The sequence below is a fragment of the [Clostridium] citroniae WAL-17108 genome (assembly GCF_000233455.1).
Classification (GTDB): domain Bacteria; phylum Bacillota; class Clostridia; order Lachnospirales; family Lachnospiraceae; genus Enterocloster; species Enterocloster citroniae.
Window position 1 is genome coordinate 1 of record NZ_JH376431.1, and the last position, 17,042, is coordinate 17,042.

Genomic DNA, 17,042 nt, shown 5'->3' on the forward strand with positions numbered 1-17,042 from the left:
CCATCTCACACCTACCGGAGTTTTTCTACACCGTACCATGCGGTACTGTGCGCTTATGCGGTATTAGCAGCCATTTCTAACTGTTATCCCCCAGTGTGAGGCAGGTTATCCACGCGTTACTCACCCGTCCGCCACTCAGTCAACCAGAAATCCATCCGAAAATTTCATTCTGATTGCTTCGTTCGACTTGCATGTGTTAGGCACGCCGCCAGCGTTCATCCTGAGCCAGGATCAAACTCTCAAATTAAAGCTTCGTTAGAAGCGGGCTGATTGACTCGGTCAATCAGATTCCTCTGTTTGATTCTTGGTCTTAGACTACTTAGCTTGGCTATAGTTATCTTTAACCTTCATTACTTGGTTTTGTTCCGAATTTTCTCAAATCCAAAGGTCTAAACCAGACCTTTTGTTTTTAGAATTTTCAGGGTTTTACATACTATTTAATCTTCAATTATCAAGGTTCGTTTGTTGTTGTCTTGTTCAGCAGCAACTTTTATATCTTATCACAGTCGTTTGCGTTTGTCAACAACTTTTTAAACTTTTTTTATTTCTTACTCTCTTGCGCTTAAGCTCTCACCGCAGCGCAAGAGATATCTTACCAGATGGTTCGACAAATGTCAACAGCTTTTTTCATTTTTTGTAAAAACTTTTGACCAACTTTTCGCTGCTTTTTGCTGTCCTCGTTTTGCTGAGACTGCTTTGCCGGGCCTGCTTCATCATCCGTCTGTTTGTTTCCAACACTACATCCCACTGTCCAATGTAAACCAGAACCGGACTCCGCCATCTACATTTTCAACACCGCAGGCTTTGTTGTGGGAATCCATAATGGCTTTCACAATGGACAGGCCGATTCCGCTCCCTCCATATTCCCTGGTCCTGGCCTTGTCTACTTTGTAGAACTTGGTCCAAAGATTGTCTAAATCCTCCTCCGGTATATGCTGTCCGGTATTAAACACAGTGACCCGTACCTCACCTTCCAACTGTTCCACACGGATTTCAATCCTTTTTTCGCCTTCCAGATGATTCAGGGCATTGTTCAGGTAATTGATGATGACTTCCTCTATCTTAAACTCATCGGCCCATACCCGTACCGGCCCAGCAGGCTCAAATATAACGGTCGCGTCCTTTTGCTGGAACAGGATACCGGAGGATGACAGCACGCCCTGGATCAGGGTCACCAGGTCAAACTGCTCCATCACGGGCATGTCATTGCCAAACTCAAGGGCGGTAAGATTCAGGAGCTGTTTTACCATCTTATTCATCTTATTGGCTTCATCCATGATCACATCACAGTAATAATCCCTGCTCTCCGGATCCTCAGCCATACCCTCCGTCAATCCTTCTGCATATCCCTGGATCAGGGCAATGGGTGTTTTCAGTTCATGGGATACATTGGCGATAAAATCTTTTCTCGTTTCATCAATGCGGATTTTTTCTTCTATATCCCTTTGGAGTTCATTGTTGGCTGTCTTCAGCGCTCCAATGGTTTCTTTCAGTTTTTCCGACAATGTGTTCATGCTGTGTCCCAGGATTCCGATCTCATCCTCCGAATTACCGGTATAGCGGGCTTCAAAATCCAGTTCCGACATCCTGGCCGACAAGGCGGCAAGGGAGCGGATGGGGGAAACCACCATTTTGGTGGTCCCGTACATAAGGATGCTGCCGAACACCAGGGCTGCAAGTCCCACATAGGCCATAAACTTATTGGAAACAGCAACACTTTCATGGATACTGGCCAGGGGCATGGACATGATGAATATGGTGCGGTTGTCATCAAAAAATCCCCAGCTCTCCAGATAATATCCCTGGGAACGCATATCATAGCTTTTCTGTATCTTATAATTGTCCTCCGAGATCAGGGTCTCTGTCTGAGGCGCGTTCTTTCCAAGGATATATTGGTGCACCCTTTCAGCCAGGAACCTGCCGTCCCTGAAGGGAGGCACCGTATTGTCGTTCATGCTATCCACGATCACAATGGTGGTGTTATATTTTTCGCTCATCAGGCGCAGCATTCGGCTTGCCTCATTCTGTTCCCCGTCCTTGGAATAAAGGCTTTGAAGGTCATCGGTTATGTTTTCCCCTTCCTCCGCCTTTGCAATGACAAACTCATTCAGCTGTTCATATGCGTCCTCCAGCAGTTTAAGCTTCTGTTTTGTATAGAAGCCTTCCAAAAAGAAGCTGTTCACCGCCCACAGGGTGATGAGCACCGCCGCCATAAGGCCGACAAATATCATGGTAAACCTCACCCTGATTGACTGTCTCATCCTTCATTCACCTCGAATTTATATCCCATGCCCCAGATCGTCTTAATATAATCACCTTTGTCCCCCATCTTGCTGCGAAGCTTTTTTACATGGGTGTCAATGGTACGGGCATCTCCAAAATAGTCGTAATTCCACACATTGTTCAGTATCTTCTCACGGGACAGGGCAATTCCCTGATTCTCTATAAAATAACTGAGGAGTTCAAACTCCTTATAACTCAGTTCGATCTCCCTGCCGTCTATGGTCACCTGATGGGCCGCCTTATCAATACATATGCCTCCCACACTCATATTCTCAGTGGATACCACGTTGCTCCTGCGCAGGATCGCATCTACCCTGGCCACCAGGATCTTGGGACTGAAGGGTTTGGATATATACTCATCCACTCCCAGTGAAAATCCCTGAAGTTCATCCCTCTCCTCGCTTCTGGCCGTCAGCATGATAACAGGGACCTGGGAATATTTGCGAATGGTCTTTAACACCTCCCACCCGTCCATCTTTGGCATCATCACGTCCAGAAGCACCAGGGAAATGTCTTTCTGTGCAAAGAATATATCCACTGCCTCCTCGCCATCCCCAGCCTCAATCACTGAAAATCCTTTATTGGTAAGGAAATCCTTAACCAGTTTTCTCATTCTGGCTTCATCATCCACCACTAATATTTTAAGAGCATCCACGGTGCTGCCTCCTTCACTTTGCCGACACGGTACTGCTTTTGTACTGCACAAGGCATGATCAATTGATTTTATAGGCTTTATTTTAACAAAAAAAAGAATTTTTTCCATCATTTCACACAAGTTTCACACCTTGGCCATGATAATTACATAAAGAGACAAAAAGAGCCCCGGGAAAGCTCCCGAAGCCCAATGGTCGTTTGTAATATTGTCTGTTATCTTGTCTGTCTTCCTGTATATTATCCTGTGAATGGACCGGTCTTTTAGTCCTCTTCTTCTAATTCATCCTCGCCCACAAGTTCATCATACTCCTGGGAATCCAACAGCTCGTCAAATGCATCTGCCACGATCTCATACTCATCATCATCCTCGATGTTGTCCAGGGTAGGAGCGCCGTCCTCAGTCTCGCTGTAGCGGTAAAGGTAAACCTCTCCCTCCTCTGATTCCACGCCTTCTACCGGAAGAAGGGCAATATATTCCCGCTCGCCTGCGGTGAAAATGGTCAGTACCACACACTCTACCTCTGTATCATCATCCAGGGTCAGGGTTACTGTCATCTCCTGCTCTTCTTCATTCAAATTCTTCTCGTCTGCCATATTGTAATTCCTCTCTTACTTTCTTTCCCGGTACGCTGCTGACAGGTACCGTATTGATGTTTCATTCTTACACTCTATCAGACTAGCCCTAAAATTGCAAGAAAATATTATTTAATATTCAATCCCTTCCCTTGCGCCGATCCCCTGTTCAAAGGGGTGTCTGCGCATGACCATTTCCGTAATATAATCACTGCATTTTTCCATATGCTCCGAAGGCCCCCTGCCTGTCAGGATGACCTCCATGTGCTCCGGCCTGTGGCGGATGGAATTTAACACCAGGTCCTCATCTACAAATCCCAGATTACATGCACCTATGATCTCATCCAGAACCAGCATGTCAAATCCGCCTTCCCCATCCTGGCCCACGGCCATTTCCCAGGCCTTATAAAAATTGTCCCGGTAATAGACGGATGCAGCCTGCTTCTGGGCCGGAGTCATTTCCCAGGAAAAACCAAAGTTCTGGTCGCAGGGCAGCAGAGTGATCCCAGGCACGTGGGCCAAAGCCAAAACCTCGCCGGAATCATCTGTTTTCAGGAAACGCGCGATCAGTACACGCATTCCTCTGCCTGCCGCACGCACCGCACTTCCAATGGCCGTGGTGGTCTTCCCTTTTCCATCTCCGCAATATATATGAACCAGACCTTTCATTCTTCTGCCTCCTCTGCAAATCGCGACTTTTCCTGCTTTTTGTGATAGCGTTCCCTCACATAATAGATATGGAGCCTTTCCTTTGCCCTTGTCATGGCAACGTAAAACATCCTGCGCTCCTCCTCCACATCCGGATCCAGAACCGCCTTGTGATGGGGCGTGATCCCTTCATTGGCGTCCAGGATATACACCACCCGAAATTCAAGTCCTTTGGAGCTGTGCATGGTCATGAGGCTTACCCCTTTTTCCCGCCCGTTTCCCCCCTGGGCTTGTTTTAGCAGCTGATCCCTGTAATGGTCCATATGGGCAAACCATGCATCGTATGTCTTAAACCCAGCTGCACTCTCCTGAAGCTGGTCCAATACCTCCAGAAGCTCCTCCGGCTTCATCCTGCGCTCCCCGGCATACTCTCTCAGGTATGAATCATAATCCACCGCCTTGCGGATATAGTTTACAGCAGCTGCAGGCGCCATGGTCTTCAGCATGATGAGATCATATTCCAGCTGTTCAATTCTGTCCAGCATCCAGTTTTTGTCCTGGTAAAAGGATTTGACCGCCTCCCAGTTCACCATCTGCCCTTCCAGCGCATCCCTGCTCACATACCGCTTTGGACGGTTGATGATGGTGAGGATATTGGACCGGCTCAGGTCGCCGGTTGCTGCTTTTATATAAGAAAGTACATTTTTGACGATCCAGTGGTCATAGAGGTTGGGAACCGTATCCCGCATATTAAAAGGAATATTGTATTCCATCAGTTTTTCGATCAACAGACGCGGCCCCAGATTGGTGCGGTAGAGCACGGCCATATCCTCATAGGCAATTCCCATGGAGGCATAGTCCCGAAGCTCCCCGGCAATGGCCAGGCTCTCGTCTATGGGTTCAGGCCACTCACGTATGTCCAGGGGGCGTCCATTGCCCCTGGCTGCCCGTATGTCTTTGGGAAACCGGGTTCTGTTGTGCCGGATCACATTTCCGGCAGCCTCCACGATCTGGCGGCTGGAGCGGTAATTCTGGTCCAGCAAAAGACGCGGGGCATCGGGATAGTCCCGCTCAAACCCCAGCATGATCTCAGGCTTGGCACCTCTGAACCGGTAGATGGACTGGTCATCATCCCCCACTATGAACAGGTTATTCTCAGGCTCAGCCAGCATTCTCACGATCTCATACTGGATCCTGTTAATATCCTGAAACTCATCAATTAGTATGTACTTGTATTTGTTCTGCCATGCAGACAGAATATCCGGCCTTTCTTTAAACAGCTGATAGCACATGACCAGCATATCATCAAAATCCAGGAGTCTGCGCTTTCTCAGCTGCTCCTCGTACCCAAGGAACAGCTGCTTAAATACATCCTCTGAGCAGTTCTTTGCATAATAGTGGTCCAGGTCCATCAGCTCCCCCTTGACCATGCTGATCTCACTGAGGACAGAAGCGATAAACTCCCCCTCATCCTCCACCTCCAGGTCACAGTGTTCCAAAAGTTCCCTGACAAACTGGATCCTCTGTTCCTCCCTCACAATATTGGCGGCCTGATACCGGTACGCCAGTTTGAGGATCAGAAAAAAGACAGAATGGAAAGTTCCAAAGGAAACTCTGCTGCATCCTGCCTGGGTCATTTGTTCATACCGCTCCTTCATCTCCCTGGCCGCTGCCCTGGTAAAGGTAATTACCAGTATATGTCCCGGGTCCACTCCGGCTTTTTCCGTGAGATAGCGGACCCGGTTGGTGATGACCGTAGTCTTTCCCGAACCGGGTCCTGCCAGCACCAGCATAGGCCCCTGCCTATGCCGGATCGCCTTTTTTTGAGTTTCATTAAATGCCATGCAATACTGTCCTTATTATTCCTAAGACCGGTCTGTTCCGCCGTTCACTTGTTCACGGAGTTTTTCAATTCCCTTTCTCAGCCTTGCCAGGGACTCTTCCTTTCCAAGCACTTCCATGATCTCAGTGGCGCCTGCCGGGGTCATCTGCTTGCCGGATACAGCGGTCCTGATGGGCCACATCACAAATCCGGTCTTCACCCCAGTCTCCTCCACATACCCGGAAAGGACAGAGTAAAGAGCATCGTTGCTGTAATCCTCCTGATCTTCCAGTACAGGCAGAAGGTCTGTCAGTACCTTTAGCGCGGTTTCACTGTTGGTCTTCATCTTCTTATGGGTGTACATGGCTGCATCATACTCCGGAAGCTCCTCAAAGAAGTCAATATGGCCTGCAATTTCGGGGAATACCTCGATCCTTGTCTTGACCATGGATGCGATCTTCCTAAGGTCCAGGTCCTTTTTGATCACTGCCCTGATATAGGGCTCTGCCATCTGGAAAAACTGTTCAAAATCCATGGCCTTCATATATTCACTGTTCATCCACCTAAGCTTGGTCATGTCAAACACGGCCGGCGATTTGCTCATGCGGCGGTAGTCAAATTCCTTTACCATCTCCTCCAACGAGAAGATCTCGCGGTTATCCTCCGGTGACCAGCCAAGAAGGGCCACATAATTCACCACTGCCTCGGATATAAACCCCTGCTCCAGAAGATCCTCAAAGGATGAATGGCCGCTTCTCTTGCTCAGCTTATGATGTTCCTCGTCCGTGATCAGCGGGCAGTGCACATACACAGGCACCTCCCAGCCAAATGCCTCATAAAGGCGGTTATACTTGGGTGATGAGGACAAATATTCATTGCCCCTAACCACATGGGTGATGCCCATCAGATGGTCGTCCACCACATTGGCAAAATTATAGGTGGGATACCCGTCCGACTTGATGAGTACCATATCGTCCAGCTCGGAATTATCCACTGTGATGTCTCCATAGATCTCATCCTTAAAGGTAGTGGTACCGGTGACAGGATTATTCTGACGGATGACATAGGGCATACCGGCCGCCAGATTGGCCTCCACCTCTTCCCTGGAAAGGCCAAGGCAGTGTTTGTCGTAAGCCATGATCTCCTCGCCGTTCACTGTCTTTTTCAGGGACGAAAGGCGCTCCGGGGTACAAAAGCAGTAATATGCTTCCCCTTTATCAACCAGCTTCCTGGCGTATTCCAGATAGATCCCTGATGCCTGGCGCTCGCTCTGTACATACGGACCCACGCCGCCGTCCTTGTCCGGGCCTTCATCGTGGATCAGCCCCGTGTCCTTTAGCGTCTGGTAAATGATCTCCACAGCGCCTTCCACATAACGCTCCTGGTCTGTATCTTCAATGCGGAGCAGAAAATCCCCGCCCTCATGCTTTGCGATCAGATAGGCATATAATGCCGTCCTCAAATTCCCCACATGCATCCTGCCGGTTGGGCTGGGTGCATATCTTGTCCTTACTCTGCTCATGTTTATCAGTCTCCTATATTTTCCTTTTTCAGGGAAATGAACCGGGCCCGCCTGTATCTCGGGCACTGTCATCCCCCTGATTATTACTCAATAAAAAATATTATATAACGAAGGTCAAAAAAAGACAATGCCTGATTTTCCACCAGGCACTGCCTCATTGTGCGTCTTATTTAAAGATGGCACCTTCCAGATCGGATGCAAACTTATCCATATCAACAGGCATCCATGAAACCTTTTCCTTGCCGCTTACTTCCACCTTCATTTTCTCGCACTTCACAGTCACGTCAGTGGTTTCCGCAGACGGCTCCATCTCTCCAACCTTTGCCACAAACTGCTTGATCACATCCTGCATCAGCTTCTGGGCGGCTTCCTCGTCACCTGACATGACTGCAGCCATGGTCTCTTCGTCCATGTTGGTCTGCATCTCGGTTATAAGGTCGTTCATGATCTGAGCCAGACCATCGCTGGAATAGCCTGTCACTTTGAGAAGGACGGTGGTCTCATCCTTTGTCTCACTCTGGATCTCAGCCGTGTAGCTCAGCTTGTTCAAAAGGCCTGTCATGGTATCGGACATTTCCTGAACTTCCTCATCCGTGAAGTCAATGCCAAACCCGCCAAACTGATCCTTTAGCATATCAGTCATCTCAGTATAGTCTTCCGCCAGCAGGGATGACCTTACATCATCCTCAGAGGCAAATCCCAGCAGATCCTTCATCGGGATTGCATTTTCCTTTACCACCAGGTCGTACATGGCTCCCACTACCTGATCTGCCGGTGCGAGCTTGCTCTGGCATCCTGTCAGAACCACACTGCACATCATCAGGACTGCTGCCATCAGCAGCGCCAGCTTTGTTTTCATTTTTTTCATAATACTTTTCTCCTCTTTCTATATTGCTATCATAACAGAAATTTTATTTTTCTGCTGCAGCCTCTTCCTTTTTGCCGGCCAGGTCGCTTGGTCTCATGGTCAGGTTGATCCTGCCCATCTTGTCAACCTCAGTTACCTTAACAGTAACTTCGTCTCCAATATTGACCACGTCTTCAACCTTGCCCACTCTCTTGTCGGACAGCTTGGAAATATGGACCATGCCGTCCTTGTTGGGAGCCAACTCCACAAATGCGCCGAAGTTCATGATGCGCACTACCTTGCCGTTAAATACCATACCGGCTTCAATGTCTGTCACGATTCCGGTAATAATGGTGATGGCTTTGTCGATCATGGTCTCATCCGTACCGCACACGCTGACGGAACCGTCATCTGTGATATCGATCTTAACTCCAGTCTCCTCGATGATCTTATTGATCACCTTACCCTGCTTGCCTACCACATCGCCGATCTTCTGAGGATCAATGCTGATCTGCTTGATCTTTGGAGCATATGGGCTTAAATGCTTTCTGGGCTCGGAGATAACAGGCTTCATTACATCCTCCAGAATGTGCATTCTGGCTTCTCTGGTCCTGGTTATGGCCTCCTCGATAATGGGTCTTGTAAGGCCGTGGATCTTGATATCCATCTGGATGGCTGTGATACCGTTTTTGGTACCGCCAACCTTAAAGTCCATATCGCCGAAGAAGTCTTCCAGGCCCTGGATGTCGGTGAGTACAATATAGTCGTCATCCGTATCACCTGTCACCAGACCGCAGGAAATACCGGCTACCATCTCCTTGATGGGCACACCTGCCGCCATCAGAGACAGAGTAGATGCACAGATACTTGCCTGAGAGGTGGAACCATTGGATTCCATGGTCTCGGACACGGTACGGATCGCATATGGGAATTCTTCCGCACTTGGCAGCACGGGGATCAGCGCCCTTTCTGCCAGTGCGCCATGACCGATCTCACGGCGTCCCGGTCCCCTGCTTGGCTTTGTCTCGCCAACGGAGAAGGACGGGAAATTATAGTGGTGCATATAACGCTTGCTGGTCTCATTCTCATCCAGGCCGTCAATCCTCTGTGCATCGGAAAGAGGTGCCAGGGTGCAGGCGTTAAGGATCTGGGTCTGTCCGCGTGTGAACATACCGGAACCGTGTACTCTGGGCAGAAGGTCCACTTCAGCCGCCAGATGGCGGATCTGATCAATGGCACGGCCGTCCGGACGCTTGTGATCCTTTAAGATCATCTTGCGCACGGTCTTCTTCTGGTACTGATAAACAGCCTCTCCCAGCACGGAAAGCCACTCTTCGTTGTCGGCAAATGCCTCTTCCAGGCGCTCTGTCACAGCAGCAATGTTCCTCTCACGTGTCTGCTTGTCATCAGTAAACACAGCCTCCTCCATCTCTGAGGGAGGAACGATCTCCTTAATGGCTGCAAACAGTTCTTCCGGAACAGCGCAGCTTTCATAGGTATGCTTTTCCTTGCCGCACTCAGCTACAATGGTGTCGATAAAGCGGATAATCTCCTGGTTCACTTCGTGTGCCTTAAAAATAGCATCGATCATCTGCTGCTCCGGGACCTCATTGGCACCGGCCTCGATCATGATCACCTTTTCCCTGGTAGATGCAACAGTCAGAGCCATGTCGGAAACCTGCTTCTGATCTGCTGTGGGGTTGATGACAAACTCTCCGTTCACAAGACCTACCTGTGTGGTTGCGCATGGTCCGGCAAAGGGGATATCGGAAATACTGGTCGCAATGGCGGAACCCAGCATAGCGGTCAGTTCAGGGCTGCAGTCCGGATCAACGGACATTACGATATTATCCAGCGTAACATCATTGCGGTAATCCTTTGGGAACAGAGGGCGCATGGGGCGGTCGATCACACGGCATGTAAGGACAGCGTTCTCAGATGCCTTTCCCTCTCTCTTGTTAAATCCTCCCGGGATCTTTCCTACGGAATATAATTTCTCCTCGTATTCCACGCTCAGGGGGAAGAAATCGATTCCCTCCCTTGGCTTTGAGGATGCTGTTGCGGTTGCAAGTACAACGGTATCGCCGTAGTGCATGAATGCTGCACCATTGGCCTGTGCTGCCACCCTGCCCACTTCCACGGTCAGTTTGCGTCCTGCCAGGTCCATACTAAAACTTTTAAACATATTGGTGTCTCCTTTTCTTTCATTAAATATTGTTAGTTGGGAGACAAAAAAGATGCCGAAACTACTGATCTGCCTGCAGAATGCCTGACCCTGACTTGCTTTTTGTCAATTCCTGCAGGTACATCAGCGGTCTCGGAATTTCTCCCTTGTCCGCCCATGATACTATGCCTTATGGCTTTCTCCCTGGTACTTCCATGTCTTTTGCCTGTTTGAAAAAGCAAATATAGGGTGGAGTCCCCTCCACCCTAATCTTCAGAATTACTTTCTGATACCCAGCTTCTCGATTAATGCACGATATCCTTCCAGATCAGTCTTCTTTAAGTAATCCAGAAGACCCCTTCTCTGTCCAACCATCATCAGAAGACCTCTTCTGGAGTGATGATCCTTTGGATTCTGCTTTAAATGTTCGGTCAGTTCGGTGATCCTTTCTGTCAGGATAGCGATCTGAACCTCCGGTGAGCCTGTGTCTCCAGGCTTGCGGCCATACTGTGCAATGATCTGTGCTTTCTTTTCCTTAGAAATCATGGTAGTTCCTCCTTAATATTATTCGTCTCACCGTAAACCAGGCTAATGGCTGGAGTAACCAGGTAACCGGGCATCGGCGTCATTTCATACCGATTCAGTATAGCACAGTCCAAGCTGGTTGTAAACCGGTAATTTTACATTTATTTTTTATCTCTTAACCTATCTCTTTACCTGGATCTCGGGGTGGCGCTCAAAGTAATCAGCTGCAAACACCTTGTCCATCTCGATGCGCTGCTTCAGTTCCTCCAAAGAGGAAAATTTCTGCTCCGGCCTGTCAAAGGCCAGCAGCTGGACTTCTATGACCTTTCCGTAAAGGTCCTGATGCATATCAAATATATAGGTTTCCACCCCAACCGGATTTCTGCCCTCCACCGTGGGCTTGCGCCCGATGTTGGTAACGCCCCGGTAATAGGTTCCATCCACCAGGACCCGGGACACATACACTCCAAACCGCGGCAGCCGTTTAATGGAGGGAGGCAGCAGATTGGCGGTGGGAAATCCCAGGATGCTTGTTCCGATATGGTTTCCATGGACCACCTCGCCGTGGACCGCATAGGGCTCGCCCAGCAGAGCATTGGCTTTTTCCACATTTCCCTTTTCCAGTTCTTCCCGGATATAGGTGCTGCTGATGTCCCTCAGATGGTCCTTTTCCTTTTCAATCACATGGAGCCGGTATCCCAAGGTCTCCTCCAGCTGCTTTAAAAGCCGCGCATCCCCTGCGCCTTTGTATCCAAAGCTGCAGTCAGGACCCACCACGATCACCTTTGCCTGCATCCGGCCTGCCAGAATGTCTTTTACAAAATCCTCAGGCTTCATGCGGCGCGTTTCCTCACTAAAGGGATATTCCACCAGGTAATCCACCCCCATCTTCTCCATGTTGGCCCGTCTCTCCAGATTGGTGGTGATCACGGTCTGCGGCTGTCCGCTCATCATGGACAGCGGTGGTGTGCCGAATGTGAAGATGGCAGTGGGATATCCAAGGCTGGACTTCAACTCCTGCATGGTGAGCAAAAGCTTCTGGTGCCCCCTGTGTCTTCCGTCAAACTTCCCCAGGGTCACAATGGTTGGTTCTTCTATCTGAAATTCTGTGGTGTCTGCTATATACCTCATACTGCTATTCCTCGTTCTCTTCTGGTACTGGGGCCTGTTTAAAAAATTCATTCATTCCGGATGTCAGGAACATTTTCCAGGGCTTCCACCAGTGCCTGCTGTCCTGGTATTCATAAACGCCCACAAACCGGCCCCTGCTGTCATACATCCTGAATTTCTGTCCCTCGGCCAGATCCTTTACCCACTCCCTGTCATCCCCTGTATCCAGCTGGTTCTTAAAGCAGGGATTTCCATTGTATAACAAAGGATCCGCCTCAGGACGCACCTTCAAAACAGCGTATGACTGCAGGGCTGCTTCTACCGGGAAGATACAGGCGTCAAGGCGCCCTTCATCCCTGATGGCCTCAACCTCATCCAGCTTAAGGCTGTCTTTGATCTCAAAGCGGTCCACCCTGGTCCGCGTCAGGTGTTCCATACATCCCCCGCATCCCAGCCGTGCTCCAATGTCATGGCACAAGGTTCTGATATACGTGCCCTTGGAGCAGGTGACTTTCATCCACACCCTGGGCAGTTCCATCCGCTCCACCTGTATTTCCAGGATCTGTACCCGCCTGGCCTGGCGTTCAATCTCTTTCCCTGCCCTGGCAAGCTCATACAGCTTTTTCCCGTCCACCTTAAGCGCGGAATACATAGGAGGGATCTGGTCATATTCCCCCAGAAATCCCATCACTGCCTCTGTCACAGCCTTTTCATCCAGATCCATGGCAGACTCCCTGTGTTCCATTAACACCGTTCCGGTGGTATCCTGGGTATCGGTCACTGTTCCCAGGAGCATGACGGCTTCATATGTCTTGGACCGGTCTGTGAGCATATCACACAATCTGGTGCCCATGCCAAGGCACACCGGAAGTACGCCTTCCGCCGCGGGATCCAGTGTGCCGGTATGTCCGATCTTTTTCTGCTTTAAAATCCCTCTGAGCCGGGCTACCACATCGTGGGAGGTATAGCCCGGCTCCTTATATATGTTTATGATTCCGTGGTACATGGTCTTATCCTTTATTTCTGTGCCAAAGTATGTTTGGGCTTTGCTTTCAGGCACGGTCTGCGGCCTCGGGTTCCAGCTGTTTTGCAATGTGTCCGGACAGGTTGTTGATCACATCATGGATACTTCCTGTCATGGTGCATCCCGCCGCCCGCACATGGCCGCCCCCGCCGAAAAATGCGGCGATCCGGCTCACGTCCACAAGGCTTTGTGAGCGCATACTCACCTTATATTCCTGGGCTCCTGTCTGGTACAGGAAAATGGCCACCTCCACGCCGTCTGTGAGGCGCAGCTGGTCAATGATCCCGTCCATATCCTTGCTGTCCACGCCGTAAAACTCCATCTCATTCTGGCGGATCGCGCTGAAAATACACTTTCCGTCAAAGAATGTAATGCTTTCCAGCAGTGCTCTTCCCAGGATCTGGTTCTGGATATATGTTTTTTTATAAAAGCTGTTGTCAATGATGGATCCAAAATCAATCCCCTTGGCCATCAGTTTTCCTGCGATCTCCATGGTGGTTCCTGAGGTACAGGAGTATTTGAATACGCCCGTGTCATGGACAATCCCCGTGTAAAGGCATTCCGCCACCCGGATATCGATCTTTTCCTCATCCAGCTGTCCATAAAGGACTTCGCAGGTGGAGCTGGCTTCAGGAACCACCAGGTTACTGCCTGCAAAACGGGTGTTAGTCACATGGTGATCCAGACACAGGCTCTTCTTTGCCTGTGCAAGCAGGCTGGAAAATTCCCCCAGCCGGCCCACATCACCGCAGTCCAGGCAGACGCAGAGCTCATAGTTCTCCCCATCCGCCCGGTGGCGTATTTCATCAAATCCCTTCAGATAGCCGAATTTATCCGAGGCCTCCTCCAGGTACACTGCTGCCCGGATATCCGGGCAGTTAAGGCGGAGATAGTTATACAGTCCCAGTGCGGAACCCAGACAGTCCCCATCAGGGCGAATGTGTCCAAGAATCGCTACCGAACCCGTACCCTCTAACATCTGTTCCAAAATTGTCATCAGATCTCCTCCTCTTCACCTTCCTCATCCTGTCCTTCCCCTTGGTGAAGGTCCTTTGTGACCTCATCAATGAGCTTTGACATATTAACACCATACTCAATGGACTGATCCAGGATGAACTTAAGTTCCGGTGTATTGCGCAGATTAATCCTTCTTGCCAGTTCCCTGCGCACATACCCTTCCGCGCTCTTTAAGCCTTCAATGGTTGCCTTTGCCGCGTCTTCATTTCCCAGTACGCTGATATATGCCTTGCAGTACTTAAGGTCAGGCGTGACTTCCACGGAAACCACACTTGTCATGGGATGGATCCTTGGGTCTTTAATGCCATTGCGAATGATCTCACTCAATTCCCTGAGTACCTCCGCATTGATTCTAGTATTCTTTATGCTGTTCTTGCGCATGTTGCTCCTCTCTTTCCGTCCAGGAAAGGGCGTGACAGGCCGACCCTTTCACCGGTTCCGCCTGTCATCGTGTGTATGAGCGTATCTATCTTGGTACTTCTACCATGATGTAAGCTTCAATCTCATCATCTTCCTGGAGATCATTAAACTTCTCAAATACAAGGCCGCACTCGTAGCCGGCAGCCACTTCCTTTACATCATCCTTGAAACGTTTTAAGGATGCCAGCGGACCCTCAAAGATCTGGTCCTTGCCTCTGCTGACCCTGCAGCTGCATCCTCTCTGGAACTTGCCGTCCAGGACATAGGAACCTGCAATGGTACCCACGCCGGATGCCTTAAAGGTCTGTCGGATCACGGCATGGCCGATCACCTTCTCCTCAAATACAGGATCCAACATACCCTTCATAGCTGCTTCCACATCCTCGATCGCCTGGTAGATCACCTTGTAAAGGCGCATATCCACCTTCTCCCTCTCGGCAATGGACTTGGCCGTTGCGTCCGGGCGGATGTTGAAGCCAATGATGATGGCGTTGCTGGCAGATGCCAGGGAAACATCAGACTCATTGATCGCGCCTACGCCGCCGTGGATCACTTTTACCATAACCTCTTCATTGGAAAGCTTTGTAAGGCTCTGCTTAACCGCTTCCACAGATCCCTGCACATCAGCCTTGATGATCAGCGGCAGTTCTTTTACATTGCCTGCCTTGATCTGGCTGAACAGGTCATCCAGGGATAATTTCGCCTTGGTATCCTCGATCAGTTTGCTCTTGCCCTCTGAGATAAATGTCTCAGCAAAGCTTCTTGCTTCCTTCTCGCTCTCTGTTGCCACAAATACCTCGCCTGCGTTGGGCACATCATTCAGACCCAGGATCTCTACCGGCGTGGATGGCCCTGCCTCTTTTACTCTGCGGCCCCTGTCATCCATCATGGCACGGATCTTGCCAAAGCATGCGCCTGCGGCAATGGTATCTCCTACCCTTAAGGTTCCCTTCTGTACCAGGACAGTGGCCACGGGGCCCTTGCCCTTATCCAGCTCAGCCTCGATCACAAGGCCTCTTCCCTTACGGTTTGGATTGGACTTAAGTTCAAGGACATCTGCTGTCAGGAGAACCATTTCCAGCAGGTCCGTAATTCCCTCTTTGGTATGCGCGGATACAGGTACAAAGATCGTGCTGCCGCCCCAATCCTCAGAAATCAGTTCATACTCGGACAGCTCCTGTTTTACCTTATCCACATTGGCGCTTGGCTTATCGATCTTGTTGATGGCAACAATGATCTCCACGCCCGCTGCCTTTGCATGGTTGATGGCTTCCACGGTCTGAGGCATCACGCCGTCATCTGCGGCAACCACCAGGATTGCTATATCAGTGGACTGGGCGCCTCTCATACGCATAGCTGTAAACGCCTCATGTCCGGGTGTATCTAAGAAGGTGATCTTGCGGTCATTGATCTCGATGACGGATGCACCGATATGCTGTGTAATGCCGCCCGCTTCCCTTGCAGTTACATTGGTCTCACGGATCGCATCCAAAAGCGAGGTCTTACCATGGTCAACGTGTCCCATTACACACACAACCGGTGATCTGGGCACCATATCCTCCTGGCTCTCATCATCTTCCTTTAAGAGTTCTGCGATCACATCAACTTTTACTTCTTTTTCACAGAGTACATCAAACTCCATGGCGATTTCTTCCGCCTGCTCATAATCGATCTCCTGGTTCAGGGTCACGATCTGTCCCTTTAAGAAGAGCTTCTTAACGATCACGGACGGCTGCAGCTTCATCTTGTCAGCCAGTTCCTTAATGGTCAGGCTGTCCGGAAGAGTGATTGTCTTCACCTCATCAACCTTTGCATCCTCCTTTTTCGGCACCGGCATGATAAATGCGCCCTTGCCTGTTTTCGGAGTCTTCTTTCCGTCCTCTACGCGGTCTCTCTTATCGTAACGGTCATTTCTGTGAGCATTCTTATTACCACGGTTGCTGGTGGGTTTTGCCTGGATGGATGTCTCAAAGGAGGGTTTACCGTCCCTTGCGCCGCCCGGACGGCGGTTATCGCCGCGGGGCCCTCTGTTATCCCTTGCATCCTTATCTTTATCATCACCACGGCCTGCATAGCCTCCCTGGGGTCTGCCGCCATAGCCGCCTCCCTGGGGACGGTTGCCCTGATAGCCTCCCTGGCCCTGGGGTCTGTTGCCCTGATAACCGCCTGGACGGTTACCCTGGTAGCCTCCCTGCCCCTGGGGTCTGTTGCCCTGGTAGCCTCCCTGCCCCTGGGGTCTGTTGCCCTGGTAACCACCCTGACCTTGAGGTCTGTTGCCCTGGTAGCCGCCTTCGCGGTTGCCCTGGTAGCCTCCCTGGCTCTGGGGCCTGTTGCCCTGGTAGCCGCCTTCGCGGTTGCCCTGGTAGCCTCCCTGGCCCTGGGGCCTGTTGCCCTGGTAGCCGCCTTCACGGTTGCCCTGGTAGCCTCCCTGGC

At 50.3% G+C, this 17,042-nt stretch carries 14 protein-coding genes and 1 rRNA gene; all 15 read right to left on the reverse strand.

Features of this window, described 5'->3' with window-relative positions; translation table 11 throughout:
- Positions 1–247, reverse strand: a 16S ribosomal RNA gene (locus HMPREF9469_RS26875); the annotation flags it as partial.
- A 490-nt stretch (positions 248–737) separates the two neighbouring features.
- Positions 738–2,261 carry a sensor histidine kinase gene (locus HMPREF9469_RS26880; protein WP_007869811.1) on the reverse strand — a complete coding sequence of 508 codons (1,524 nt, stop codon included), beginning with the start codon at positions 2,259–2,261 and terminating at the stop codon, positions 738–740.
- Positions 2,258–2,938: a response regulator transcription factor gene (locus HMPREF9469_RS26885; RefSeq protein WP_007869814.1), complete on the reverse strand. Its 681-nt coding sequence runs from the start codon at positions 2,936–2,938 to the stop codon at positions 2,258–2,260. Before HMPREF9469_RS26885 ends, HMPREF9469_RS26880 begins: the two co-directional genes overlap by 4 nt.
- 260 nt (positions 2,939–3,198) lie before the next feature.
- Positions 3,199–3,531, reverse strand: a complete 333-nt coding sequence (locus HMPREF9469_RS26890) for a DUF1292 domain-containing protein (RefSeq protein ID WP_007869817.1) — start codon at positions 3,529–3,531, stop codon at positions 3,199–3,201.
- A gap of 111 nt (positions 3,532–3,642) precedes the next feature.
- Positions 3,643–4,179, reverse strand: a complete 537-nt coding sequence (locus HMPREF9469_RS26895) for a cob(I)yrinic acid a,c-diamide adenosyltransferase (RefSeq protein ID WP_007869819.1) — start codon at positions 4,177–4,179, stop codon at positions 3,643–3,645.
- Complete coding sequence (locus HMPREF9469_RS26900) at positions 4,176–6,002, reverse strand: ATP-dependent helicase (RefSeq protein WP_007869832.1); 1,827 nt, start codon at positions 6,000–6,002, stop codon at positions 4,176–4,178. The genes HMPREF9469_RS26895 and HMPREF9469_RS26900 overlap by 4 nt, the downstream gene beginning before the upstream one ends.
- Before the next feature lie 21 nt (positions 6,003–6,023).
- Positions 6,024–7,502 carry a glutamate--tRNA ligase gene (gene gltX, locus HMPREF9469_RS26905; protein WP_007869834.1) on the reverse strand — a complete coding sequence of 493 codons (1,479 nt, stop codon included), beginning with the start codon at positions 7,500–7,502 and terminating at the stop codon, positions 6,024–6,026.
- A 166-nt stretch (positions 7,503–7,668) separates the two neighbouring features.
- On the reverse strand, positions 7,669–8,370 hold the full coding sequence (locus HMPREF9469_RS26910) for a hypothetical protein (RefSeq protein WP_007869836.1): 702 nt from the start codon (positions 8,368–8,370) through the stop codon (positions 7,669–7,671).
- Between the two features lie 43 nt (positions 8,371–8,413).
- Complete coding sequence (locus tag HMPREF9469_RS26915; protein ID WP_007869840.1) at positions 8,414–10,534, reverse strand: polyribonucleotide nucleotidyltransferase; 2,121 nt, start codon at positions 10,532–10,534, stop codon at positions 8,414–8,416.
- A gap of 258 nt (positions 10,535–10,792) precedes the next feature.
- Complete coding sequence (gene rpsO / locus HMPREF9469_RS26920; RefSeq protein WP_007869843.1) at positions 10,793–11,059, reverse strand: 30S ribosomal protein S15; 267 nt, start codon at positions 11,057–11,059, stop codon at positions 10,793–10,795.
- Between the two features lie 159 nt (positions 11,060–11,218).
- The gene (locus tag HMPREF9469_RS26925) at positions 11,219–12,169 is read right to left on the reverse strand and encodes a bifunctional riboflavin kinase/FAD synthetase (RefSeq protein ID WP_007869844.1); all 951 of its coding nucleotides are present in this window, start codon (positions 12,167–12,169) and stop codon (positions 11,219–11,221) included.
- 4 nt (positions 12,170–12,173) lie between these two features.
- Complete coding sequence (gene truB / locus HMPREF9469_RS26930; protein ID WP_007869846.1) at positions 12,174–13,154, reverse strand: tRNA pseudouridine(55) synthase TruB; 981 nt, start codon at positions 13,152–13,154, stop codon at positions 12,174–12,176.
- A gap of 46 nt (positions 13,155–13,200) precedes the next feature.
- Positions 13,201–14,169, reverse strand: coding sequence for a DHH family phosphoesterase (locus tag HMPREF9469_RS26935; RefSeq protein WP_007869848.1), 969 nt, complete (start codon positions 14,167–14,169; stop codon positions 13,201–13,203).
- The gene (gene rbfA / locus HMPREF9469_RS26940; RefSeq protein WP_007869850.1) at positions 14,169–14,570 is read right to left on the reverse strand and encodes a 30S ribosome-binding factor RbfA; all 402 of its coding nucleotides are present in this window, start codon (positions 14,568–14,570) and stop codon (positions 14,169–14,171) included. The genes HMPREF9469_RS26935 and rbfA overlap by 1 nt, the downstream gene beginning before the upstream one ends.
- An 85-nt stretch (positions 14,571–14,655) precedes the next feature.
- A partial coding sequence (gene infB, locus HMPREF9469_RS26945; RefSeq protein ID WP_007869852.1) for a translation initiation factor IF-2 occupies positions 14,656–17,042 on the reverse strand: 2,387 nt, incomplete at its 5' end.